Here is a 24937-nt window from a genome sequence, read left to right on the forward strand (position 1 = left end):
ACATGAGCGACACAGCCAAGATCGCGACCGCACAGCTCGGCGGCGGAGGCCCGCAGGTCGGTGTGCAGGGCCTCGGCTGCATGGGCATCAGCGAGTTCTACGGCGACACCGACGAGGCAGCGGCCCGGGACACCCTGGAGGCGGCGCTCGAAGCGGGCGTCACGCTCTTCGACACGGCGGACATCTACGGGCGCGGGGCGAACGAGACGTTCCTCGCGCCGTTCGTCGGGGCGCACCGTGACGAGATCACGCTGGCCACGAAGTTCGCCATCGAGCGGACCGACGACCCGCACTACCGGGGCGTGCGCAACGACCCCGCGTACATCCGCGAGGCCGTCGAGGGCAGCCTGCGCCGGCTGAACACCGACGTCATCGACCTGTACTACATGCACCGCCGCGACCCGCTCGTGCCGTTCGCCGAGTCGGTGGGCGCCATGGCCGAGCTGGTGCGCGAGGGCAAGGTCAGGCAGTTGGGGCTGAGCGAGGTGACCGGGGCGGAGCTCCGCGAGGCGCACGCCGTGCACCCGATCGCCGCTCTCCAGTCCGAGTGGTCGCTCTTCAGCCGGGACGTGGAGCTCAGCGCCGTGCCAGCGGCCGTCGAGCTCGGGGTGACCGTCGTGCCGTACTCGCCGCTCGGCCGGGGTTTCCTGACCGGGGCGTTCGCGGACGCCGCCACGGACCTGGCGTCCGACGACTTCCGCAAGCACCAGCCGCGCTTCACCGGCGAGAACGCGAAGACGAACGCCGCCCTGCTCGAACCCGTGCACAAGATCGCGGCGGCCCACGGGGCGACGGCCGCGCAGGTCGCGCTGGCCTGGGTGCACCAGCGGGCGCAGGTGCACGGTCTGCCCGTGGTGCCGATCCCGGGCACCCGTAAGCGCAGCCGGCTCCTGGAGAACCTCGGGGCAACCCGGCTGGTCCTGTCCGAGCAGGAGCTGGAGCTGCTGGAGCCCATCGGGGGCCAGGTGGCGGGCGACCGCTACCCGGACATGAGCAGCACGGCCACCGTGCGCGAGTAGCGGTCGAGCGATCCGGCTGCCCGCGCGCTACTCCCAGGTCGCGGTGTCGGGATCGATGCCGTGGGCGCGCGCGGCGGCGTCGACGACGCGGCGGAACCACGTGGCGAGGCCGGTCCGGATGCCGTCGTAATGGGCGGCGAACGCCGGATCGGCCTCGTACTTGCGGGCGAGGCAGACCTGCATCGCCCGGGTGAGCGGAAAGAACGAGGAGAAGACCTCGCGGTGCCGCTCGACGAGCCGGTCCGCTTCCGGGTCACCGGGTGCCACGCCGGCGTCCATCGCGTCGGCGAGGGCGCGGTCGAGCTCGGTGACGGCGTCGGCGACGGTCTGCCAGTCCTCCACATCGCGGGAGGCCGAGCGTTCGGCGTACTGCTGCCACTGCGTCGTGTCCCCGTACGCCTCCCGTGCCCGCGCGGGCCAGTCCGGGTCCCAGGCGGGGCCGAAGACCGCGGCCTGCTGCTCGGTCGTCAGCAGCAGACCGCGCTCGTGCGCCTCGATCATCCGGTCCAGTCCGGCGCTGAGCCGCTGGAGGCGTTCGATCCGTTCGGCGATCTGGGCACGCTGCGCGCGGAGCGCGCCGGGCACGTCCACGGCCGAGTCGTCCAGGACCGCCCGAATCCTGTCCAGGCCGAGACCGGTCTCGCGGTAGACGACGATGCGGTGCAGCCGTTCCAGGTCATCGGCGGTGTAGAGCCGGTAACCGGCGACCGTGCGCAGCGACGGCCGCGCCAGACCGATCTCGTCCCAGTGGTGCAGCGCGCGGACCGTCACGCCCAGACGTGACGAGACCTGACCGACGGTCAGGCCATCGGTCAGGCCGTCGGCGTCAGAGGGGCCGGAGCTGCTGACCCTGGGTGTCGCCGCCGACGTCCGGTGCGGTGATCCCGATGGATTCAAGGTTCCGGGCCTCCTGGCTCGCGGGGTCGTACGGTTTCGCCGCGGTGAAGACGATCCGTGCGTTCTCAGGGGTGATGACCGTGACGTCGCGGGTGTTCCAGAAGGTATCCCGTGGGCCGTCGACCGAGTCCGGACGCAGTGCACGGCAGGCCTCGACCACGGAGTCGATCTCGCTCAGCACGCACGCGAAACTGAAGCTGATCGCCGGTGTCTGCTCCGGGGCGCCCGGTGCGGGGCTGCCCGGCTCCGGGGCGCCTGGCGCCTGAACGCCCGGCGCCGGGACGAGCAGGACGTCCTGGAAGGCCCACCGGCGCAGATGCACGATCGCGCCCGGGCTGCTGAACAGCTCGAAGAACCCGAGGCCGCGCACCCAGAAGTCCACCGAAGCCGCCAGATCGCTCGTGGGGATCGTCACGAACGCGGGCATGCCGTAGATGCCGTGGAACGGCTCGGGCGGAACCGCGTCGGGGCCGGGAGTGGGCACGGGGCTGATCTCGAACGCGTTGTAGTAGTCGCTCATGGGCACCACCCTCCGGCCTCACGCGACGTGAGGGTCAAGCGCAGGCCCGTAGATCACAGGAGCCGCTCGCGGCCCCAGAGAATGACGAAGGTGACCACGGCGGCTGTGACGGCGAACATGATCCCGGCTCCGAGCCACTGCATCGACTGCATCTGGGAGACGTGAAGGTAGCCCGGAGCCCCAGACACCGGCCAGGATGGGGATGTAGCCGAGGTAACTGCCGATGCTGAACAACGCCGGGTTCGCCGCCCGGAAGCCGCACACCGCGATCTCCGCACGGGAGGAGGACCTGGTGCGTCTGGTGACCAGAGGACTGACCAACGCCGAGATCGCGGCCGAACAGTCCATCTCGGTGGGCACGGTGAAGACCCACCTCGGCAATGTGCAGAGCAACTGTCCGCCCGTAACCGTGTGGAGATCGCCGCCTGGGCCTGGGAATCCGGCCTGGTCGACGGACGTCGCTGAGCCGGGTGCCCGCACGCACCGAAGGCCCGTGTCAGCGCTCCGCCGGATAGTCGTCAGCTCACCTCTGCTGGGCCGGGTAACCGTTACTGCCGAGCGTCATGTCGACGCGAGAGGAGAAAAATGCACTGCCGCCCTGGGCGTAAGGCGCGTACTGCGCGGTATCACCTTGCCCGGCGGCGTCGACCGGGGACGGCCATGAAGGGGCCTCGCTCGAGCTCGGATACAGGGAGCGGTCCGCGCCGTGGGCGGTCTCGACGTTCTGGGTGAATTCGTCTGTGCTGCGTCGGTGGCGGCCCCGGTCGCGGCGTGCCTGCGTGAGGTGGCCGTTCGTGTACAGCAACTGGGCCCGGGAGACCAGTTCCGTGAGCCCGATGCCGAGTTGGGCGGCGAGGGCTGCGGCATCCGTGCCCTTGTTCCAGCCGTCCACGAGCAAGGAGTCGTGAGCGTGTGACCACTCCTTCACTGCTGTGGACCTCGCAGGTGCTGCCTGTCGAGCGGGGAACTGCTCCGCGCGGGGCGACGGAATGGACGACTGCGTGGACTCCAGCGGTACTTTCACCCCGGGCCCGACGCCCTGCGGAGCGGGGAGGGGGTTGCTGTCGTCGGAAGCGGCCTCCTTCGCCGGGCCGACCTCCGGCCCAGCGGCCGGTGGATGGTTGAGCAGTGCCCCGGCGAGCGAGCGGGCATCGCTCTTTCCCACGGTACGGCGGGCAATGCGTACCTCGCGCTCGTTCAGTCCCAGCAACTCGGCAACTGCTGCATCGCTACCCACAGTGACGGCGAAAGCGGCAAGAGTTCTCGCACGTTCCGCCTGGGCCCCGTCGAATACCGACTGCGCCTCACGCACGCGGTCGTCCGCACCGCAGAAGGCGTCGGCCAAAACGGCGTGCCGCTCCCACATCTCCCTGGCTTCCACGGTCGATCAACGCCGCTGCGGTCGAATAGGCGTCAGTGGAATCCTGAAATAACCCGATTGGGCCTACCGGGTAATACTTGGCGAATATCAGTCCACACCGTCTTCCCGGTCGTTCGTGCTTTTTGTCTGTGCGCCGGGACCGATTCTCCGGTCTTCAGGTCATCCGATCGGTGTGGCTCTGCGCAGGTGAAGTATCCGCAGTGTCCGATCTGTCTCCTCCTGGTGGTGTCGGTAGGAGGCAAGTCGGTGCCATTCCGGATCAGGGACGCCGGGGAGCGTGCTCCCGCGAGCGGCCCACAGCCTGATCAATTCCCCATACATCGGCGTTTCGGTTCCGCTTGCGGTCGGGGGTACCCCATGCGGTTGCACCTCGGGGCGGGGCTCCGCAGCCCTGGGGCCGGGCACGCTTCTCGCTCTTCCCGGTGAATGCCCCGAGACGAAAGAGACGTAACCGGTTCCTGTCGCTGTCGGGGCATCAGATGTACTCACGCCTGAGAAACGAACCCCCGCCCCACTTGTCACTACTCGTACAGCGTCCCGTGACACCGGCCCCCTGCGACCTCAGGCCAGCCGGAGCGCGAAGACCGCGAAGCCCGCCGCGAGCAGCCCCGCCGCGGCCCGCCGGACTCTCGCGCCGTGCGTACCCGCCTCCCAGGGCTCCTCGAACCGGCGGGCGTAGCGGGCGATCAGGACGAGGAGGGCGGCGAAGAGCGGCATCCAGGCCGGCCGGGCGAGGAGCCAGCCGGCCGAGTCCGGGCTCGTCGTCAGCCCCGGCACCGCGCCGGCGAACGACGCGGGGACGGCCGCGGCCAGCATCGCCGTCTGGTGCCAGCACAGGATCGTCATCGCGGACAGATTGATCACCACGACCGGTGCCCACAGCGCGGGGCGGCGCAGCGCCCTGCCGATGCGGCCGTGCAGCAGGAGGGCCGCCCCGCTCTGCGCCGAGGCCAGCGCGAGGACCAGCAGCGACGGCGGATGCGAATTGGTCCGTGCCTCGCCCGGTACGCCGACCATCGACGCCGGGTAGTGGAAGACGACGAGCAGCACGGCGAACAGCACCGCGCCGCCCAGGAGCAGCACGCGGGCCCCGCGCCGGGTGAGGCGGCCCAGCCCCCACGAGACGCCGAGCTGATAGGCGAAGAGCCACCCCGGCAGGATGTTCAGCACGCTCAGCCAGGACGGCACGGCGTCCGCGTACGGCCCGTAGCGCAGGAGGTCGACCACCGCGACCGAGCCGATCAGCGGAGCCGCCGCCCAGCCGCCGAGTTTTCCGGCCAGGCGCACGCAGTACGGCGTGAGCGCCGTGACGACGGCGTAGACCCCGACGAACCACAGCGGCTGGATGACCAGTTTCGCGCCCGTACGCAGCGTGGCCTCGGGCACTCCGGCCGCGTACAGCACCGGGATCATCAGCGCCCAGACGGCGGTCACCCCGAGCACCGGCCGGCCCAGCCTGACCATCCGGCCGCGCAGCCAGGCGCGGGTGGTGGACGGCCTGCGCCCGTAGGAGAGCACCGAGGCGTAGCCGCCGACCAGGAAGAAGACACCCAGCATCTGGAGCACCCAGCTCACCGGGGCGAACACCGCGAAGGTGGAGAGCGGGCTGGCGTTGTGCAGCGCGCCCTCGCCGTCCAGGGTGAAGCCGCCCAGCAGCCAGTGACCGGTGGGCACGGCCAGCAGGGCGAGGGCGCGCAGCCCGTCGACCGCGCGGTCGCGACGGTCCGGAGTCCGTTCGTCGATCCGGGAGATCAGCTGCCGCACGCTCATCGTGAGACCCCCTTGGCGATCGCGGCGAAGGCACGCAGCGAATCCGTGCCGGGAGCGAAGTAGCCGGTGTGGCCCTCCGCGTCCTCGGCGGGCACCCGCCTCGCCCCGAACTCCGCGCCGGCCGGATCGGCACCGTGCCCCAGCCCGGCCACCTCCACATGCGGCACGTCGTCGATCCAGTCGGTGTCGTCCTTGGCCGCCCAGACCCGGGCACCGGTGCGCAGACCTGCCACGTCGTCGGCGCGCATCCCGGGGGAGCCGAGCACCACCAGATCCGTGGCACCGAGCCGGGACGCCGCGAGCCCGCACACCACCGAGCCGTAGCTGTGGCAGAACACGACGGGCGCGGGCAGGCCGTCGGCCGCGAGCCCCGCCGTGAAACGGGTCAGCCGTTCCGCGCCGGCCTCGGCCAGCGTTCCCGTCGCCGCGTCCAGACCCAGACCGACGGGTGTGGTGTAACCGGCCCAGGCGATGACCGCGCCGCCCCCGCCCGTCTCGGCGTACAGCGACTTCGCCATGCCCGAGGGGGTGCCGTACACATCGCCTCGCCGGTCGAAGGTCCCGGCGTCGATGTCCGACCCGGGCACGACGACGGACACATGGCGGGCGGAGCGCAGATCCCCGAACACCTCGGCGACCTGTCCGCGCCCCCGGGGGTCGAACGCGAGGATCTGCCGCCCGGGCGCGGCCAGCCGGACGTACCGGGGGTCGGACGAGGAGCGCAGCGCACGGGCGTTGGCCCGGTAGCGGAGCTCCAGTGGCACCCCGTCCAGATTGCCGACGACCGATGGGTGGCGCTCCAGCAGCTCCTGCCGCTCCTGCGCGCTCGACCTCGCGAAGAACGCGGCCACTTGCTGTGGGGTCGCACGGTCCGGGTCGGGCAGCTCCCGCCCCAGGACGCCGTCGGCGCGCCAGGCGGCGCTGCCGGGCGGCGGCCCCGTCACGGCCCGCTGCGTGTTTCCCGACGCCCAGCCGGCGGTTCCCGTCACCACTGCGGTCGCCAGTGCGACCGCGGCCAGCGTCCTCGCGTATCGGCGCATCGTGTCCTCCCCGTACGGCGTGCGCACACCGGGCGGTGTGCCGGGGAGGAAGGTAGGAGGACGGCCGGTGACCGGGCGTCACCCTGCGGAGCCAACTGCCGGGTGGTACCGGGGTAGGGGGTGTACGGGGGGACAGCCCTACGCCGCGCCGGGGGCCTCCGGGACGTTCACGGGCCCGCGCCGAGGCGGGCCCCGAACGTGAGGTGTGCCGCCCCCGCGTCCCGGGTACGGGCCTACGTCTCGCCGGGTGCCACCAGGCCCGACTCGTACGCGAAGATCACCGCCTGGGCCCGGTCCCGCAGGCCGAGCTTGGCGAGTACCCGGCCGATGTGCGTCTTCACGGTCTGCTCCGCCAGGACCAGCCGTGCCGCGATCTCCTGGTTCGACAGGCCCCGGGCGATGAGCTCCAGCACCTCCGTCTCACGGGGCGTCAGCGCGTTCAGGCGCAGCGCCGGGCCGCCGGTGGGCGCGGCCGGCCGCTGACGCGCGAAATCCGCGATGAGCCGCCGGGTCACGGACGGCGCGAGCAACGCGTCGCCCGCCGCGACGACCCGCACCGCGGAGATCAGATCCGCCGGAGGGGCGTCCTTCAGCAGGAATCCGGACGCCCCCGCGCGCAGGGCCTCGTAGACGTAGTCGTCGACGTCGAAGGTCGTGAGCATCAGGACCTTCGGCCGGTGCACCACCCCCGCCGGCGGGCTCAACAGCGCGCGGGCGGCGGCCAGTCCGTCCATCTCCGGCATCCGGACGTCCATCAGGACCACGTCCGGATGGACCGTCCTGCTGACCTCGACACCCCGGCGCCCGTCCGGTGCCTCTCCCACCACGTCGATGTCGCTCTGCGCGGCGAGCAGCGCGGCGAACCCGGCACGCACCATGGCCTGGTCGTCGACGATGATCACGCGGATGGTCACGGTTCCTCCGGGGTCAGGGGTGCCGGGGGCGGCTCGGACGGCGGCAACGGCAGCCGGGCGGCCACCCGGAAGCCCCCGTCCGGCAGCGGGCCGGTGTCGAGCGTGCCGCCGGTCAACCGTACGCGCTCACGCATGCCCACCAGCCCGTGTCCCGTCCCCGAGACCTCCAGGGGCGAACCGGGCTCCCGGGGCGGGTCGTTGACGACCAGCACCGTCAGATGACCGTCGCGCGCCGTGACCGACACCCGGGTGCGCGCGCCCGGCGCGTGCCGGACCACGTTGGCCAGCGCCTCCTGCACGATGCGGTACGCCGACAGATCCACCGCCTGCGGTACGGCGCCCCGCTTCACCGCCTCCCGCACCTCCGACGCCAGCGAGAGCTCGGCCGGGAGCCCCGCCCGGACCGTCGCCTCCACCAACTGCTGCACCCGGTCGAGTCCGGGCTGCGGGGCGAGCTCACCCCGGCTGCCGTCACTGCGCAGCACCGACAGCAGCCGCCGCATCTCGGTCAGCGACTCCCGGGCCCCCGCCGCGATCGACGCGAACTCCGCCCGCGCCTCGTCGGACAGCCCGCCGATCCGGTACGGAGCCGAGTCGGCCTGCACCGTGATCACCGACATGTGGTGCGCGACCACGTCGTGGAGTTCACGCGCGATCCGGGTGCGTTCCTCCAGCAGTGTCCGCTGCGCCCGCTCTGCCTCGCTGATCGTCTCCTGCTCGACGAGCCGGCGCTGGGCCTCGCTCCGTTCCCGTACGGCGGCCCCGATCACCAGCACCACCCCGCCGAGGACGAACAGCAGCAGCGCGCTGTCGTCGCTCCGCGCGGGTGCGGCCAGGTGGAAGGCGAGACCGGCCGCGCCCGTCGCCAGCCAGACGCCGGCCACGGTCCGCCGGCTCTCCCGCAGCCCGAGAGCCAGCAGCACGAAGAGGTAGCCGATGACGGCCGGCGGGGACCACGGCCAGAGGGCGTCCGGGGGCACCCCCCGCCCCAGCAGCACCAGCGCGCCCACGACATCGGCGGTGAAGACGATCCACCAGGCCTGTAGCGGCCGGTGCGCCAGCATCAGCAGCGGAGCGGCCTGTCCGACGGCCAGGGCCCCGGCGATCCCGCCGGGCACGCCGTAGTCGCCGGTGAGCACCTGGATCGTCACGGGGACGAAGACGGCGACGAGGGCGAGCACGACCGCGTAGGGCAGCAGCCGCAGCCAGAGCCTCGGGGACCCGGCGAGCAGCGGGGTCGGCGGATGGGACGGGTGGGACAACCCCTGGGCGAGCTCGCGCAGATTACGGCGGGCGGCGCTCAGCAGGCCGTCGGCGGGCGGCGGAGGCCCGGAGGAGGATGTGGTCATGGTCGGGTCAGGGTAGGCAGGGAGCGTGCCGGACGGCGTCATACCGGGGGGTGGAACGCGGGGCGCCCTGCCCCGTACCTGGGTAGGGGACGGCCTCGCCGGCCGGCGCCCGCGGAGTCCAGTAGCCCCCCTACAGCTCGGCCAGGAGTTCCGCCTTCTTCGCGCTGTACTCCTCGTCGGTGACCAGCCCGGCCTGATGCAGATCCCCGAGGTGCCGTATGCGTTCCGCGATGTCCGCGGGATCGCGCCGCGCTCCGCCCACCGGGCCGGGAACGGTCGCGACGGGTACGGACTGGGTCCGGCGGACGGACTCCAGGACGGCCGCGGCGAACGGCAGCGACTCGTGCACCGGCCCGTAGCCCAGGCCGAACGTCACGGCCGCCGGGTCCTGGTCCGGCTGGACCCGGGGAGTGACGCCCTGCGGGTCGGGTTCCGGGCCGTCCTCGCCGGACTCCGCCCCGGCGCCGCGGGGCAGCAGCCGGAGATACCCCTCGAAGGCTTCTGGCGAACGCCACTCGATTCCGGCCAGTTCCGCGACGGGAAAGGACTGGTCGCCCGCCTTCCACTTGGCGCTGGAGGCACCCGTCCAGAACCACCGGAAGGAGACCAGCTTCCCGTCGAAGGAGGCCCGGCCGTCGTACGCCTTGAAGTGCATCGGAGGCTCGGGAGCCGTGACCATGAAGTGGTCGGCCGGCAGCGAGGCCTCGTCCCCGAGGAGGGCGCGCATCTCGTCGGCGTAATACTCGGCGAGCGTCTCGCTCTCGGCGGGCAGCACCAGGCGGTAGGGGTCGCCGCTCTCCTTCAGCTGCCCGGCCGCGGCCTCCAGCAGCGGATCGGCCCCCGGTCTCGGCACCGCGTGCAGGACCACCGTGCCCCGCTTGCCCGGGGTCAACGTCACCGACGACAACGCCGCATACGGAATGCGGCGTTCACGCAGGCTCTGGAAGAGTCTCGGCGCGCGGATCCCCCGTTCGAAGCGGATGAGCACGGAGTCGGTGTCGAACTCCCAGGTGGCATGAATTCCGGCCAGCACATCACCCATGTGCCTCATCGTATGCGGCACAGGCCCGCACGTCCCCCTTCGGTACAGGCAGAATCGCGACCAGGCGGACAGGCCGTTCGCCCTTCTCTACGCGCGTCAGGCATCCTTCTACGCGCGTCAGGACTCCGGCTCGCCGGAGATCTCACGCTGGCACGCACGGTCACTGCTCGCGCATGTGACCGAGTCATAGGCGCCCACCCCGATGGCGGCGAAGTTGTCGAGGCTCTCGGTGCCCGGCTCGAAATAACCGCTGTGCCCGATCGCGCCGCCGGCCGACACGATCCGGGCCCCGAACGACGGATCGACCGGATCGGCGCCGTGGCCGAGCCCTCCCACCGCCATGTTCGGCACCTCCGCGATCCAGTCGTCGCCGTCCCGCATGGCCCACACCCGGGCCCTGGTGTGCAGGGCGCCCGCGCTGTCCGCGCGCATCCCGGGACTGCCCGCCACCGCGATGTCGGACACCCGGGAGGGCAGGCCGTGCGCGGCCACCCCGCACAGGACGGAGCCGTAGCTGTGGCAGAACAGGGAGACGTCCGAGGTGCCTGGCAGCGCCTTGACCAGCGCGTTCAGCCGTACCGCACCCTCCGAGGCCAGACCGCCCAGCGCGGCGTCCATGCCGATGCCCACGGGCGCGGTGTAGTCGGCCCACGCGATGACCGCCGTGTGCGAACCGGGGCGCGCCGAGCGCTCCGCGGCGTACAGCGACCGGGCCATCCCGACCGGCGCCGTGTTCTCCTTGACGCCGGTGCGCTCCAGGGTCAGCAGATTCGTGTCGACCCCCGGCACGACCACCGAGATCCGGTCCGCCCGGTCGAGATCGCCGAAGACCTCGGCCGCCCGGCCGCGGCCCGACGGATCGAACGTGAGGATCTGCCGGTCACCGGCGAGCAGGGAGCGGAAGCGTGCGAGACGGAGGGCCGCCTGATGGCGCCCGTCCGGTGACAGACGGGTGTCCAGGGTCCGCTGCTCCTCGGACTCCTCGGCCTGCGCGAGGGCGTGCCGGTTCGCCCGGTACCGCAGGCTGACCGGCGCCCCGTTCAGATTCCCCACCACCAGCGGGTACTTGTCGGCGAGCGCGACCTGCTGGCCCGCCGTGAGCGTCGCGAAGAAGTGGGCCAGCCGGAAGGCGGGCGAACTCACGTCCGGGAGTGCGTGACCGGCTATCCGGTCCTTCGCCCAGGAAGCCAGCGCGATCTCGCGCGGCGCGTCGGAGTGCTGGTTGCGCACGGCGGTCCACCCGGTGGTCGCCAGCATCACGAACACGACCGCCACGGCGAGCAGCGCGCGCCATGCGGTGAACGTGGGGGAGGAGTCGAAGGAAGTCACTGCGCCCCACCCTAGGAGACGCGCACTTGCCGTCATCGTAGGGGTGACACGGATCACCCGACCGCGGGGAATTGGCCGCCTTTCCCTCACGCTCCGTGTGCGTGGGATTCACGCTCCGGCGCACGGAGGGTCCGGTGCGGGCCCGAAATGCCCGTACGGGCGCGCGCCTTGTGACTTCGGCCATGGGGGAGGCGTGAGGAGTGCGGCACACCTGTGCGGCTCGCGTAAGGGTGCGCCTACGCGGCGCGCCAGCTCGCGGAGAGTGCAGGTCCGAGGTGGTCCAGGTGGCGTTCGGTCATCTCCCGCAGGGCTTCCACCCCCGCGTCCTGGCGTCGGCCCCACAGTTGCCCGCTCAGCCGCATCACCCCGGAGAAGGCGGCCACGGCCACCCGGGGGCGCGGATCCGCCTCGACGTCGATCCCCTCACGCTCCGCGATCAGCGCGGCGGCCTGCTGCTCCAGTCCGATGCTGCGGCGGATGTGTGCGGCGAGCAGTGCCGGGGTGGATTCGATCATCCGGTAGGTGCGGATCTGGAGTTCGAGCATGGCGTCGTTCTCCGTGTCCTGCGCGACGCCGTCCCAGGCGTTGCCGACCGCCCTGCGCATTGCCTCGAAAGGGGCCTCCGTGGCGGGACGTTGACGCAACTCCGTGAGGAAGCGCGCGTCCACCGCGTCCTGGACGGCGAACGCGGTGGCCTCCTTGTTCGCGAAGTAGCGGAAGAAGGTGCGCTGGGAGACGTCGACGGCCTCGACGATCTCGTCGACGGTGGTCCCCTCGTAGCCCTGTGTGGTGAAGAGTTCCAGGGCGGCGTGCAGCAGGGCCTCGCGGGTGCGCTGCTTCTTGCGCTCACGCAATCCGGCCGGAGCTCCGGCGACGGGAGCACCCGATGTCTGCCTGCGTGTCACGTGCCGGACCTCTTTCCGCCGTTTTTGCCTGCTCAGCCTACCTGCGGGCTACGTGTCAGTTACTGTCTCGTGAAATGGTTTGTCAACTGTCAGCCGCTGACATAATGTCCTGCGCATGACTAGTCAGACCACTGTCGAAAAGGCGCCGCGGGAGCCTGAAAACACCCTCGCTCCCGCACCGGCGAAGGGACTGCGCGGCCACCCCTGGCTGACGCTCTTCGCCGTGGCCATCGGCGTGATGATGGTGGCGCTCGACGGCACGATCGTCGCGATAGCCAACCCCGCCATCCAGCAGGACCTCGGCGCCTCGCTCGCCGACGTCCAGTGGATCACCAACGGCTACATGCTCGCCCTCGCGGTCTCCCTGATCACGGCGGGCAAGCTCGGTGACCGCTTCGGCCACCGCCAGACCTTCCTGATAGGCATCGCGGGCTTCGCCGCCGCCTCGGCGGCCATCGGCCTCTCCGACAGCGTGACCCTGGTGATCGTCTTCCGCGTGCTGCAGGGCCTCTTCGGCGCCCTGCTGATGCCGGCGGCGCTCGGGCTGCTGCGCGCCACCTTCCCCGCCGAGAAGCTGAACATGGCGATCGGCATCTGGGGCATGGTGATCGGCGCCTCGACCGCGGGCGGACCCATCCTCGGCGGTGTGCTCGTGGAGCACGTCAGCTGGCAGTCGGTCTTCTTCATCAACGTGCCCGTGGGCGTGCTCGCGCTCCTGTTCGGCCTGGTGATCCTCCGGGACCACCGCGCCGAGAACGCGCCGAAGTCCTTCGACATCGGCGGCATCGTGCTGCTCTCGCAGGCGATGTTCTGTCTGATCTGGGCGCTGATCAAGGGCTCGGAGTGGGGCTGGGGCGACTGGAAGACGCTCGGGTTCCTGGGGGCCGCCCTCGTCCTGTTCTTCGTGTTCGCGCTCTCCCAGAAGAACGTCCGCGAGCCGCTGATCCCGCTCGCCATGTTCCGCTCCGTGCCGCTGTCGGCCGGTGTGGTCCTCATGGTGCTGATGGCGTTCGCCTTCATGGGCGGCCTGTTCTTCGTCACCTTCTACCTGCAGAACGTGCACGGCATGAGCCCGGTGGACAGCGGCCTGCACCTGCTGCCGCTGACCGGCATGATGATCGTCGGCTCGCCGCTCGCCGGCGCCGCGATCACCAGGTTCGGCCCGCGTGTGCCGCTGGTCGGCGGCATGGTGTCCGTCGCGATCGCCATGTTCGGCATGTCGCAGCTGAGCATCGGCACCGGCACGCTGACCATGTCGCTCTGGTTCGCCCTGCTCGGGTTCGGCCTCGCGCCGGTCATGGTCGGCGCCACCGAGGTCATCGTCGGCAACGCCCCGATGGAGCTCTCCGGTGTCGCGGGCGGGCTCCAGCAGGCCGCCATGCAGGTCGGCGGAAGCCTCGGTACGGCTGTACTGGGCGCCGTCATGGCCGCGCGGGTCGACGCGAAGCTCGAAGGCAACTGGAAGGCCGCGGAGCTGCCGCCGGTCGACCCGGCACAGTTCGAGCAGGCGTCGGCCGCCGTCAAGGTCGGCATGCCGCCGGTCGCCCCCGGCACCCCGCCGGAACTCGCGGTCAAGATCGCGGACGTCGCCCATGACACGTTCGTGTCGGGGATGAGCGCGGCCTTCATGGTCGCGGGCATCGTCGCCGTGGCTGCCGCCCTGGTCGCCACGCTGACCAAGCGGGGGGCGAACGCCGAGGCGGGGATGGGCGCAGGCCACATCTGACCCCTCGCTGGCCCCCCTGGCGTCCCGGCACCCCGCCGGGCACGGGGCGTCAACCCCGCACACCCGACAGCCCCGCCGGAAGCTACCGGCGGGGCTGTCGCCTATCAGGGTGGTCCACCACCCGGCCCCTTCCCGAGCCGCTCCGGCGCAGGTCAGAGTGCGGACATGCGAGTCGTCCGGCTCGCTCGACCACGGGGGTTGATCCACCATGCGTACGACCGTTCTCGCCGCCGCCCTGGCGGCCACCGCACTCGTCCCGGCCGCGGCCCTGGCCTCCGGCGCCGAACCCGCCGCCCACCAGACGTCCGTCACCGAGCGCTCCCGCAGCGCCCCGCAGGCCGCACCCGCGGGGATGGCCCCGTGCGGGGCGGGGCAGCTATGCCTCTGGGCGAAACCCGACTTCACCGGGGCGACCCAGGTCCACGAGCTGTCCACCGTCGACATCGAGAGCTGCGTCCCGCTGCCCGCGGGGCGGCACGCGCAGGCGCTCGTGAACCGCACAGGTCGGCCCGTCACCACCTTCCAGTCGGCCGAATGCGCGGAGACCGGAGAGTTCGAGACCTACCCGGGAGGCGGCACCTGGGTGCCCCGCTCGCCGTACACGGTGCGGGCCTTCAAGATCTGGGAGAGCTGAGCCGGGGCACCCGCCTGCGCTCGCCGCGCGGGCGTGCTCCTGCCCTGCCCTGCGTTCGCCGCGCCGGGGGTGCCTCCGTCCCACCGGGACGTTGCACGCCGAAGGGCGGCGGGGCCAGATGCCCCGCCGCCCTTCTTCCGGGACCGTGCGTCCCTTACGCGTCACCGCCGGCCGGGCCGGGGCCCGCGGCGGCCACGTCCAGGAGCTCGTAGCGGTCGAGCGCAGTCTTCAGGGCCGACCGGTCGATCTTGCCCTCCTTGGCCAGCTCGGTCAGCACCGCCAGCACGATCGACTGCGCGTCGATGTGGAAGTACCGGCGTGCCGCGCCCCGGGTGTCGGCGAAACCGAAGCCGTCCGCGCCCAGCGACTGATAGGCGCCGGGCACCCAGCGCGCGATCTGGTCCGGCACGGAACGCATCCAGTCCGATACCGCCACGAACGGGCCCTCGGAACCGGAGAGCTTCTGCGTCACGTACGGGACGCGCTGCTCCTCCTCCGGGTGGAGCAGGTTGTGCCGCTCCACCTCCACGGCCTCACGGCGCAGCTCGTTCCAGGAGGTCGCCGACCAGACGTCCGCCTTCACGTTCCACTCGTCGGCGAGGATCTGCTGGGCCTCGACCGCCCACGGGACCGCCACGCCGGAGGCGAGGATCTGGGCCGGGATCTGGCCCTTCTCGCCCGCGCGGTAGCGGTGCACACCCTTGAGGATGCCCTCGACGTCCACATCTGCCGGCTCGGCCGGGTGCTGGATCGGCTCGTTGTAGACGGTGAGGTAGTAGAAGACGTCCTCGTTCTCCTCGGGGGCCCCGCCGTACATCCGGCGCAGACCGTCCTTGACGATGTGCGCGATCTCGTACCCGAACGCCGGGTCGTAGGAGACGCACGCCGGGTTCGTCGACGCGAGCAGCTGCGAGTGCCCGTCCGCGTGCTGGAGACCCTCACCGGTCAGAGTCGTGCGACCGGCGGTCGCACCCAGCACGAAACCGCGCGAGAGCTGGTCGGCCATCTGCCAGAACTGGTCACCGGTGCGCTGGAAACCGAACATCGAGTAGAAGACATAGACCGGGATCAGCGGCTCGCCGTGCGTGGCGTACGCCGAGCCCGCCGCGATCAGCGAAGCCGTGCACCCGGCCTCGGAGATGCCGTCGTGCAGCATCTGACCGGTCGGCGACTCCTTGTAGGCGAGCAGGAGCTCGCGGTCCACCGACTCGTACTGCTGGCCGAGGGGGTTGTAGATCTTCGCACTCGGGAAGAAGGCGTCCATGCCGAAGGTGCGGTACTCGTCGGGGGCGATCAGCACGAAACGCTTGCCGATCTCCTTGTCCCGCATGAGGTCCTTCAGGATGCGGACGAACGCCATGGTCGTGGCGATCGACTGCTGACCCGAACCCTTCTTCGCGGTCGCGTACGCCTTGTCATCAGGAAGGGGCAGCGCCTTGGCCCGCACCACACGCGTCGGGACGTAACCGCCCAGCCCCTTGCGGCGGTCGTGCATGTACTGGATCTCTTCCGAGTCGCGGCCCGGGTGGTAGTACGGCGGGTTGCCGTCCTCCAGCTCCTTGTCCGCGATCGGGATGTGCAGCCGGTCCCGGAAACGCTTCAGATCGTCAGCCGTGAGCTTCTTCATCTGGTGGGTCGCGTTGCGGCCCTCGAAGTTCGGCCCGAGCGTCCAGCCCTTGACCGTCTGCGCCAGGATCACCGTCGGCTGGCCCTTGTGGGCCTTGGCCGCCGCGTACGCCGCGTAGACCTTGCGGTGGTCGTGGCCGCCGCGCCCCAGGTGCAGGATCTGGTCGTCGGACATGTCCTTGACCATGTCGCGCAGCCGCGGGTCGTCGCCGAAGAAGTGCTCACGGATGTACGCACCGGTCTCGGTGGCGTACGTCTGGAACTGGCCGTCCGGGGTGGTGTTCAGCTTGTTCACCAGGATGCCCGTGCGGTCCTGCGCGAGCAGCGGGTCCCAGGTGCGGTCCCAGACCAGCTTGATGACATTCCAGCCGGCACCCCTGAACTGGGACTCCAGCTCCTGGATGATCTTGCCGTTGCCGCGGACCGGGCCGTCCAGGCGCTGGAGGTTGCAGTTGACCACGAAGGTGAGGTTGTCCAGCCCCTCACGGGCGGCGATGGAGAGCTGGCCGAGCGACTCGGGCTCGTCCATCTCGCCGTCGCCGAGATAGGCCCAGACGTGTGAGCCGGAGGTGTCCGCGATGCCGCGCGCCTCCATGTAGCGGTTCATCCGCGCCTGGTAGATCGCGCCGAGCGGGCCGAGGCCCATCGAGACCGTCGGGAACTCCCAGAAGTCCGGCATCGACCGCGGGTGCGGGTAGCTGGACAGCGCGTGCCCCGCCTTCGACTTCTCCTGGCGGAAGCCGTCCAGCTGGGCCTCGCTCAGCCGGTCGAGCAGGAAGGCGCGGGCGTAGATGCCCGGGGAGGCGTGACCCTGGAAGAAGATCTGGTCGCCGCCCCGGCCGTCGTCCTTGCCCCGGAAGAAGTGGTTGAAGCCCACGTCGTACAGGGAGGCGGAGGAGGCGAAGGTGGCGATGTGGCCGCCGACCCCGATCCCGGGGCGCTGGGCGCGGGAGACCATCACCGCGGCGTTCCACCGGGTCGCGTTGAGGACCTTGCGCTCGATCTCCTCGTCGCCGGGGAAGAACGGCTCGTCCTTCGTGGCGATCGTGTTCACGTAGTCGGTGCTGCGCATCTCCGGCACGGCGACGCGCTTCTCGCGCGCACGCTCGATGAGCCGGAGCATCAGGTAGCGGGCCCGCTCACGGCCGCGCTCGTCGACGGCGGCGTCGAGGGAGTCGAGCCATTCCTGGGTCTCTTCAGGATCGAAGTCCGGGACCTGGCTCGGAAGGCCGCCAATGATGATCGGGTTGCGATCGGATCCGGAAGCCACGCTGTTCCTTCGCTGTTCGGTGGTGCTCTTCGGGGCCTGGTTGCGGGGAACGTACCCCCGCGTGGCCGCATGTACGCCGCCACCATCGTGTACCGCGAGGACCTAAACGTCATCTCTACTGTGGGGTAACACAAGCTTCCCGGACGACGTGTCCGGGCGCGAGTATCGACGGTGCGAGGGCGGTCCTGCCCAAACCGCAACCATACGCCCAACCCGGCCAAGCGTTCCCAAAGGCCGTTCGAATCCGAATGGCGGAGCGAAACGGCATAAGCTGAGGAAGGACGTAAAGGGTCCGGACACCATTCCCGGCCCCGCAGGAGACATGCCGGAAGTTGCGGCGACGTGGCAGGGAACGTCACCGTTTAGGCGGTCTCGGACGCCGGGTACTTGCGCGATTCGCCGAGCCCGTGTGGACTACGGCCAATGCCCCGCGCACGCGCGTGGCTGAAGCATTTTCCGAAACATGATCAGGAGGCAACCCGTGAGCGCGACCGCGGACCACGCGGAGGAACGGACCAACACGGCCGCGAGGCTTGGGTTCGAACCCGGACAGGTGGTCCAGGAGATCGGCTACGACGACGACGTCGAGCAGGAGCTCCGTGAGGGCATTGAGGCCACAATCGGCCAGGATCTCGTCGACGAGGACTACGACGACGTCGCTGACGTCGTCCTGCTCTGGTTCCGGGACGAGGACGGCGACCTTACGGACGCGCTGGTGGATGCCATTGGTCTGATCGAGGACGGTGGCGCCGTCTGGCTGCTGACGCCCAAGACCGGCCGGGACGGATACGTCGAGCCGAGCGACATCAACGAGGCCGCCCAGACAGCGGGTCTTGCCCAGACCAAGAGCATCAGCGCGGGCAAGGACTGGACGGGCAGCCGTCTGGTCACTCCCAAGGGAGCCAAGTCCAAGCGCTGAGCACTTCCGACACCACCGGGGCCCCCGGACGGCATCGCACCGTCCGGGGGCCTTCGTATGCGCCGGGACGGGCCTGCCCGGGCTTTCCGCGGGCTGCTGCGTAGGGTGGGTGTCACCCGGACGGCCCAGGCCGGGAAGTGATGAAGTCTGCGAAGGGACGCGTTCCACATGGCGATCGAGGTCGGCACGAAGGCTCCGGATTTCGAGCTGAAGGACAACCACGGACGGACCGTGAAGCTGTCCGACTTCCGCGGCGAGAAGAACGTCGTCCTGCTCTTCTACCCCTTCGCCTTCACCGGCGTCTGCACGGGGGAGCTCTGCGCGCTCCGTGACGAGCTGCCGCAGTTCGAGAACGACGACACGCAGCTGCTCGCGGTGTCCAACGACTCGATCCACACCCTGCGCGTCTTCGCCGAGCAGGAGGGCCTCGAATACCCGCTGCTCTCGGACTTCTGGCCGCACGGCGCGACCTCGCGGGCGTACGGCGTCTTCGACGAGGACAAGGGCTGCGCGGTTCGCGGCACCTTCATCATCGACAAGGAGGGCGTCGTCCGCTGGACCGTCGTCAACGGTCTGCCGGACGCGCGTGACCTGAACGACTACGTCAAGGCGCTCAGCTCGATCTGAGCCGGACACCGCCCGCCCACGGGCCCCGGACCGGTCCGGGGCCCGTGGGCGGTGGACCCGTAGGACCGGTCCGGAGTCCCGCAGGCCGGTGAACCGGTGATTCCGGGGTTTGTGGGCCACCGGATGCGGGGATCCCCCCGGCGGTTGCCTGCCAAAAGCCTGTTTTGGCAGGGAACCGGTCACTAGGATCCAATCGTTGATCCGATGCCATCGCACGACGGGGGCGCTGGTGTCTGCCGGCCCTCGCAAAACTTTTGGAGGACTCGTGGGAGTCAGCCTCAGCAAGGGCGGCAACGTCTCGCTGACCAAGGCCGCGCCGAACCTGACGGCGGTCATCGTCGGTCTGGGCTGGGATGCCCGTACGACCACCGGCGGTGACTTCGACCTCGACGCCAGCGCGCTGCTGACGAACGCCGAGGGCAAGGTCGGAAGCGACGGGAATTTCGTCTTCTTCAACAACCTCAAGAGCCCCGACGGCTCGGTCGAGCACACCGGTGACAACCTCACCGGTGAGGGCGAGGGCGACGACGAGGTCATCAAGGTGAACCTCGCCGGTGTCCCGGCCGACGTCGACAAGATCGTCTTCCCGGTCTCGATCTACGAGGCCGAGAGCCGTCAGCAGAGCTTCGGCCAGGTGCGCAACGCGTACATCCGCGTGGTCAACCAGGCGGACAACAGCGAGCTCGCGCGCTACGACCTGAGCGAGGACGCCTCGACGGAGACCGCCATGGTCTTCGGCGAGCTGTACCGCAACGGCGCGGAGTGGAAGTTCCGGGCCATCGGCCAGGGGTATGCCTCGGGTCTGCGCGGCATCGCGCAGGACTTCGGCGTCAACGTCTGAGCCGGTTCGGGGGGATTCTCCGGACACCCGCAGTTCCACCGCGTCCGGCGCCGCACCCTGTGCGGCGCCGGACGCGCTCGGCAGGGCGTCCCACGTCCGGAAGGCGCCGTGCCGGCAGGAAAGACCGTCCACAGACTCGGGGAGGACACACCATGGGCGTCACGCTCGCCAAGGGAGGCAATGTCTCCCTCTCCAAGGCCGCACCCAATCTCACGCAGGTGCTGGTCGGGCTCGGCTGGGACGCACGATCCACGACGGGAGCCGATTTCGACCTCGACGCCAGCGCGCTGCTGTGCCAGTCGGGCCGGGTGCTCGGCGACGAGTGGTTCGTGTTCTACAACAACCTCACCAGCCCCGACGGTTCCGTCGAGCACACCGGCGACAACCTCACGGGTGAGGGTGACGGCGACGACGAGTCCGTCATCGTGAACCTCACGCAGGTGCCCGCGCACTGCGACAAGATTCTTTTCCCCGTCTCGATCCATGAAGCCGACAATCGTGGGCAGACATTCGGTCAGGTCAGCAATGCCTTCATCCGCGTGGTCAACCAGGCGGACGGCCAGGAGCTGGCGCGCTACGACCTCAGCGAGGACGCGTCGACGGAGACGGCGATGATCTTCGGTGAGCTGTACCGCTACGGCGGGGAGTGGAAATTCCGTGCGGTGGGGCAGGGGTACGCGTCAGGGCTCCGGGGCATCGCTCTAGACTTCGGGGTCAACGTTTCGTAAAGCCGCGCACGGCGCGGGGGAGCCCCGTACTCGACGGGGGAGACCCGTTACTTACATGATGGGGTAGCCAGTGGTTCTGAAAACCTTCGGCTGGTCGTTCGCGGTCACCGCGATCGGTCTGGTCGCAGCGGTGTTCTACGGGGGGTGGCAGGCATTCGGCGTCGTCGCGATCCTGTCGGTCCTGGAGATCTCGCTGTCCTTCGACAACGCGGTGATCAACGCCGGGATCCTGAAGAAGATGAGTGCCTTCTGGCAGAAGATCTTCCTCACCATCGGCGTGCTCATCGCGGTCTTCGGTATGCGACTGGTCTTCCCCGTCGTGATCGTGGCCATCAGCGCCCAACTGGGGCCGATCGAGGCGATCGACCTCTCCTTCAACGACCCTGACCGGTACAAGGAACTGGTGACGGACGCCCACCCGTCCATCGCCGCCTTCGGTGGCATGTTCCTGCTCATGATCTTCCTCGACTTCATCTTCGAGGACCGGGACATCCAGTGGCTGCGCTGGATCGAGCGCCCGCTCGCCAAGCTCGGCAAGGTCGACATGCTGTCGGTCTGTGTCGCCCTGATCGTCCTGCTGGTCGCCGCCATGACCGTCGCGACCCACGCCCACCAGCACGGTGGCGGGCACGCCGACAAGTCTTCGACCGTGATGCTCTCCGGCATCGCCGGTCTGATCACCTACCTCGTGGTCGGCGGTCTCTCCGGTTTCTTCGAGAACAAGCTCGAGGAGGAGGAAGAGCGCGAGCACGAGGCCGAGGAGCAGGCCAGGAAGAGCGGCAAGCAGGCCTCCCCCGTGCTCCTCGCGGGCAAGGCCGCGTTCTTCATGTTCCTCTACCTCGAGGTCCTGGACGCCTCCTTCTCGTTCGACGGCGTCATCGGTGCCTTCGCCATCACCAACGAGATCGTGCTGATGGCCCTCGGCCTCGGTATCGGCGCCATGTACGTCCGTTCGCTCACGGTGTACCTGGTCCGCCAGGGCACCCTGGACGACTACGTCTACCTGGAGCACGGCGCGCACTACGCGATCGGCGCCCTGGCGGTCATCCTCATCGTCACCATCCAGTACGAGATCAACGAGCTCATCACCGGTTCCGTCGGGGTCATCCTCATCGGCTGGTCCTTCTGGTCCTCGGTGCGCCGCAACAAGGCGATCGCGGCGGCCGGCGGCTCCGATTCCAAGGCGGAAGTCTCCTCCGGGGTGTGACCCGGTAGGGATTGAGGGAACGCTCTCTCTGCGGGGCGGCCCACGGCGGCGGTTCTCCGGGAACACCCGGACCCGGCCCGGTGGCCGCCCCGCAGTGACGTGCGTGGCATGTGAGCCGCAGGTGGGGTCGGGCGGTACTACCGGATACATGTGGGGGTTGGGATGGCCTTCTGGGACGGCCTGTTCGCGGGGCGGGCGGCACAGTTCGAGTCGGGTAACTCCGCGACGAGCTCCATCGTGCTCTCCCGGCGCAACGCGACGGTCTCGCTGAGCAAGCAGGGCGCGCTGTCGGGCAATCTGCGCGTCAACCTGTCGTGGCGGATGCGCACGTCGGACATCGGGGGCAGGTCGCGGCAGAGCGGCAGGCTGCTGCGTCCGCTGAAGCTCTTCCAGCCCGACGTCGTGCAGGCGCACACCCAGGGCATGGTCAACGTCGACCTCGACCTGGGCTGCATGTACGAACTGAAGGACGGCACCAAGGGTGTCGTGCAGCCGCTGGGCAACCTGATCGGCGACCTTCAGGGGCCGCCGTACATCCGGCTGAGCGGTGACGACCGGTTCGGGGCACCATCCGGCGAGACGGTCTACGTGAACCTCGACCACCGGGACGAGATCAAGCGCCTGCTCTTCTTCGTGTACATCTACGACCAGACCCCTGCCTTCGACCGTACGCACGCCAAGGTGACGCTCTATCCGGGCAACGGCCCGCGCATCGAGATCGAGCTGGACGAGCGGGCCCCGCAGGCCCGCTCCTGCGCGGTGTTCACGGTGGACAACACCAAGGGCGAGCTGGTCGTGCGGCGCGAGGTGAAGTTCGTGTACGGCTTCCAGTCGGAACTGGACCGGATGTACGGCTTCGGCATGCAGTGGGGACGCGGCTACAAGACGCGGGCCTGAGTGCGTGCCGTGAAGGCCCGCCGCGCCTCCGGTTCAGGACCGGAGGAACTGCGGGCCCTGCGGGGGGAGCACGAAATTCGGGTCGGCGGCCGGCGCCGCCGAGGCGGCGGGCTGCGGGTAACCGTAGGCGGGCCGGTCCGCGGCGGGCTGAGGGTAGCCGTAGGCGGGCTGGGCGACCCCGGCGGGCTGTGGGTAGCCGTAGGCGGGGGCGGGAGCCGCAGACGGCTGCGGGTAGCCGTACGAGGGCTGCTGGTGCTGGACCGTGGCCTGACTGTCGGGCGCGGGAGCCGCAGGCGGGAAGGACGGCTGGGCGTCCGGCGCGGGCACGGCCGGCGGGCCGGGCTCGGAGGCCGCCTCCGCCTCGTCCACCGAGATACCGAAGGCGGTGGCCAGGCCGACGAGGCCCGTCGGGTAGCCCTGGCCGACCGCGCGGAACTTCCAGCCGTCGCCGCGCCGGTACAGCTCGCCGCAGATGATCGCCGTCTCCTCGCCGGTCTCCGCCCGCACGTCGAAGACCGCGAGCGGCTCGCCGTCCGCCGACGCGGCGTCGTACAGCGATATCCGCAGGTCCCGCACCCGCTCGAACGCCTCTTCGTCGCAGGACGCGGCGATGACCACCTGGTCCACGGACGGGTCGAGCGCGGCGAGATCCGCCTCGATCGTGTCCGTGAGGCCCTCCGGGGCGCTGCGCTTGGGAAGCCGGCGCACGAGACCCGAGGGATGGCGGGGCTGGTTGTAGAAGACGAAGTCCTCGTCCGAACGCACCCGTCCGGAGGCGCCGATCAGCAGGGCGGAGGCGTCCACATCCGGGACCCCGGCGCCCGGGGTCCAGCGCAGCACGGCCCGTACGGCCATGGCGTCGAGAGGGACGTTCGAGCCCTTCAGCATCGCGTGCGTCATGGCGGTCATCCTGCCTGCTGGTGGGGCACCCGGACAACGCGGGGGTACGAACCAGTAGGCCAGGACGTGTTCCCGCGGGGTACGCAGGCGCGCCGCGCGGTATGTGAGATACGCCGGGGTTACCCGAAGTTCATGCGGCTGGGGAACTCACGACACCTGTCCGAACGTACTATTACCGGCCATACGTTGTCCGGTCCACCAGGCAGTACGGGGGAATCACATGCGTCATTTCGGGCACATCTCGCCCGCTGTCCGGGAGGGCTTGTTCTTCAGGGAGCCGTGCGAATTCAGCGCGGGTTCCTCCTCCCAGACCCTTTCGGCGGCGCTCGGCGCCACCCTCTACAGCCCCGCGACCCGGCCCAGGCTGGCGGACGACGTGATCAAGCAGGCCGGGCGGGGAGTCGTCTCCATGGTGCTCTGCCTGGAGGATTCGATCGACGACGCGGAAGTGGTCGGAGCCGAGGCCAACCTGGTCCGGCAGTTCGCCGAACTGGAGGCGCGGGTCACCGACGTGCCGCTGCTTTTCATCAGGGTCCGTGAGCCGGAGCAGATTTCCGACCTCGTCCGGCGTCTCGGAAGCTCCGTCCGATTGTTGTCCGGATTCGTACTTCCCAAATTCACCGAAGAGCGTGGAGAGCTGTTCCTGGAAGCCCTCACCGCCGCCGAATCGGACAGCGGACACCGGCTGTTCGCGATGCCCGTCCTGGAATCCCCCGAGCTGCTGCACCTGGAGACCCGGGGCGAGACGCTCAGGGGGATCGCCCGGACCGTCGACAAGTACCGCGAGCGGGTCCTCGCGCTCCGCCTCGGTGTCACGGACTTCTGCTCCGCCTACGGTCTGCGCCGGGCACCCGACATGACGGCGTACGACGTCCAGATCGTCGGTGCCGTCATCGGGGACGTCGTCAACGTGCTGGGCCGGGCGGACGGCACCGGCTTCACCATCACCGGACCCGTCTGGGAGTACTTCCGCCTCCAGGAGCGGATGTTCAAGCCCCAGCTGCGCCGCAGCCCCTTCATGGGCCAGGCCGAGGCACTGCGCACCACCCTCATCGAGCACGACCTCGACGGACTGCTGCGCGAGATCGAGCTCGACCGGGCCAACGGCCTCCTCGGCAAGACGTGCATCCACCCGTCCCACGTCCTTCCCGTGCACGCCCTTTCGGTTGTCAGCCGAGAGGAGTACAGCGACGCCCAGGACATCCTGCGACCGGAACGGGGCGGCGGCGGGGTGCTCCGCTCCGCGTACACGAACAAGATGAACGAGGTGAAGCCGCACCGCGCCTGGGCCGAACGGACCCTCCAGCGTGCCGAGGTCTTCGGCGTGGCACGGGAGGACGTCGGCTTCGTGGAGCTGCTGGCCGCGGGCGGGACCGACTGAGCGCGAACACGGCCG

22 protein-coding genes and 1 pseudogene are annotated in these 24937 nt (G+C 70.1%); 11 read left to right on the forward strand and 12 right to left on the reverse strand.

Annotation, left to right across the window (positions count from 1 at the left end):
• Positions 1-2: 2 nt before the first annotated feature.
• Positions 3-1019 (forward strand): aldo/keto reductase, encoded by a 1017-nt coding sequence (locus ABZY45_RS02960; protein ID WP_356735446.1) that lies wholly within the window; start codon positions 3-5, stop codon positions 1017-1019.
• A 27-nt stretch (positions 1020-1046) separates the two neighbouring features.
• On the opposite strand, the gene ABZY45_RS02965 is transcribed toward ABZY45_RS02960, so the two are convergent.
• Together ABZY45_RS02965 and ABZY45_RS02970 are read right to left on the reverse strand one after the other, a co-directional pair.
• A complete protein-coding gene (locus tag ABZY45_RS02965; RefSeq protein ID WP_356736562.1) occupies positions 1047-1835 on the reverse strand; it encodes a MerR family transcriptional regulator in 789 nt (262 codons plus the stop codon).
• A 10-nt stretch (positions 1836-1845) separates the two neighbouring features.
• Complete coding sequence (locus ABZY45_RS02970) at positions 1846-2436, reverse strand: VOC family protein (RefSeq protein ID WP_356735448.1); 591 nt, start codon at positions 2434-2436, stop codon at positions 1846-1848.
• A gap of 268 nt (positions 2437-2704) precedes the next feature.
• Here ABZY45_RS02970 and ABZY45_RS02975 point away from each other — a divergent pair.
• Positions 2705-2901: pseudogene (locus ABZY45_RS02975) on the forward strand (LuxR C-terminal-related transcriptional regulator); the annotation flags it as partial.
• Between the two features lie 58 nt (positions 2902-2959).
• Here the strand turns inward: ABZY45_RS02975 and ABZY45_RS02980 are convergent.
• The 8 genes from ABZY45_RS02980 to ABZY45_RS03015 all read right to left on the reverse strand — a co-directional run bounded on the left by ABZY45_RS02980 (position 2960) and on the right by ABZY45_RS03015 (position 12166).
• Complete coding sequence (locus ABZY45_RS02980; RefSeq protein WP_356735450.1) at positions 2960-3781, reverse strand: hypothetical protein; 822 nt, start codon at positions 3779-3781, stop codon at positions 2960-2962.
• A gap of 597 nt (positions 3782-4378) precedes the next feature.
• Positions 4379-5587 (reverse strand): acyltransferase, encoded by a 1209-nt coding sequence (locus ABZY45_RS02985; protein WP_356735452.1) that lies wholly within the window; start codon positions 5585-5587, stop codon positions 4379-4381.
• Entirely contained in the window at positions 5584-6627 is a 1044-nt protein-coding gene (locus ABZY45_RS02990) for an alpha/beta hydrolase (RefSeq protein WP_356736564.1), read from the reverse strand. The genes ABZY45_RS02985 and ABZY45_RS02990 overlap by 4 nt, the downstream gene beginning before the upstream one ends.
• A 233-nt stretch (positions 6628-6860) precedes the next feature.
• On the reverse strand, positions 6861-7541 hold the full coding sequence (locus ABZY45_RS02995) for a response regulator transcription factor (RefSeq protein ID WP_356735454.1): 681 nt from the start codon (positions 7539-7541) through the stop codon (positions 6861-6863).
• Positions 7538-8890, reverse strand: coding sequence for a sensor histidine kinase (locus tag ABZY45_RS03000; protein ID WP_356735456.1), 1353 nt, complete (start codon positions 8888-8890; stop codon positions 7538-7540). Before ABZY45_RS03000 ends, ABZY45_RS02995 begins: the two co-directional genes overlap by 4 nt.
• A 130-nt stretch (positions 8891-9020) precedes the next feature.
• Positions 9021-9932 (reverse strand): DUF4429 domain-containing protein, encoded by a 912-nt coding sequence (locus ABZY45_RS03005; protein ID WP_356735458.1) that lies wholly within the window; start codon positions 9930-9932, stop codon positions 9021-9023.
• Between the two features lie 117 nt (positions 9933-10049).
• A complete protein-coding gene (locus ABZY45_RS03010; protein WP_356735460.1) occupies positions 10050-11261 on the reverse strand; it encodes an alpha/beta hydrolase in 1212 nt (403 codons plus the stop codon).
• Positions 11262-11497: 236 nt separating this feature from the next.
• Positions 11498-12166: a TetR family transcriptional regulator gene (locus ABZY45_RS03015; protein ID WP_356735462.1), complete on the reverse strand. Its 669-nt coding sequence runs from the start codon at positions 12164-12166 to the stop codon at positions 11498-11500.
• A 115-nt stretch (positions 12167-12281) separates the two neighbouring features.
• Between ABZY45_RS03015 and ABZY45_RS03020 the strand changes: the two genes are divergently transcribed.
• Together ABZY45_RS03020 and ABZY45_RS03025 are read left to right on the forward strand one after the other, a co-directional pair.
• On the forward strand, positions 12282-13892 hold the full coding sequence (locus tag ABZY45_RS03020; protein ID WP_356735464.1) for an MFS transporter: 1611 nt from the start codon (positions 12282-12284) through the stop codon (positions 13890-13892).
• Positions 13893-14100: 208 nt separating this feature from the next.
• Positions 14101-14526: a peptidase inhibitor family I36 protein gene (locus ABZY45_RS03025; protein WP_356735466.1), complete on the forward strand. Its 426-nt coding sequence runs from the start codon at positions 14101-14103 to the stop codon at positions 14524-14526.
• 154 nt (positions 14527-14680) lie between these two features.
• Here the strand turns inward: ABZY45_RS03025 and aceE are convergent, their stop codons facing one another.
• Positions 14681-17422, reverse strand: coding sequence for a pyruvate dehydrogenase (acetyl-transferring), homodimeric type (gene aceE, locus ABZY45_RS03030; protein WP_356735468.1), 2742 nt, complete (start codon positions 17420-17422; stop codon positions 14681-14683).
• Positions 17423-17903: 481 nt separating this feature from the next.
• On the opposite strand from aceE, the gene ABZY45_RS03035 reads away from it, so the two are divergent.
• The 6 genes from ABZY45_RS03035 (at position 17904) to ABZY45_RS03060 (ending at position 22641) form a co-directional block, all read left to right on the forward strand.
• A complete protein-coding gene (locus ABZY45_RS03035; protein ID WP_145801731.1) occupies positions 17904-18341 on the forward strand; it encodes a DUF3052 domain-containing protein in 438 nt (145 codons plus the stop codon).
• 168 nt (positions 18342-18509) lie between these two features.
• Complete coding sequence (locus ABZY45_RS03040) at positions 18510-18968, forward strand: peroxiredoxin (protein ID WP_356735470.1); 459 nt, start codon at positions 18510-18512, stop codon at positions 18966-18968.
• A gap of 265 nt (positions 18969-19233) precedes the next feature.
• Positions 19234-19809, forward strand: a complete 576-nt coding sequence (locus ABZY45_RS03045; RefSeq protein WP_124276684.1) for a TerD family protein — start codon at positions 19234-19236, stop codon at positions 19807-19809.
• Positions 19810-19961: 152 nt separating this feature from the next.
• Complete coding sequence (locus ABZY45_RS03050) at positions 19962-20537, forward strand: TerD family protein (RefSeq protein ID WP_073747245.1); 576 nt, start codon at positions 19962-19964, stop codon at positions 20535-20537.
• A gap of 70 nt (positions 20538-20607) precedes the next feature.
• On the forward strand, positions 20608-21744 hold the full coding sequence (locus ABZY45_RS03055) for a DUF475 domain-containing protein (RefSeq protein WP_356735473.1): 1137 nt from the start codon (positions 20608-20610) through the stop codon (positions 21742-21744).
• Positions 21745-21906: 162 nt separating this feature from the next.
• On the forward strand, positions 21907-22641 hold the full coding sequence (locus tag ABZY45_RS03060) for a Tellurium resistance (RefSeq protein WP_356735475.1): 735 nt from the start codon (positions 21907-21909) through the stop codon (positions 22639-22641).
• A 33-nt stretch (positions 22642-22674) separates the two neighbouring features.
• Here the strand turns inward: ABZY45_RS03060 and ABZY45_RS03065 are convergent, their stop codons facing one another.
• Positions 22675-23550, reverse strand: coding sequence for a TerD family protein (locus tag ABZY45_RS03065; protein WP_356735477.1), 876 nt, complete (start codon positions 23548-23550; stop codon positions 22675-22677).
• A gap of 211 nt (positions 23551-23761) precedes the next feature.
• Here ABZY45_RS03065 and ABZY45_RS03070 point away from each other — a divergent pair, with 211 nt between their 5' ends.
• Entirely contained in the window at positions 23762-24922 is a 1161-nt protein-coding gene (locus ABZY45_RS03070; protein ID WP_356735479.1) for an HpcH/HpaI aldolase/citrate lyase family protein, read from the forward strand.
• Positions 24923-24937 lie beyond the last annotated feature (15 nt).

The organism is Streptomyces sp. NPDC006516, from assembly GCF_040611875.1.
GTDB lineage: Bacteria > Actinomycetota > Actinomycetes > Streptomycetales > Streptomycetaceae > Streptomyces.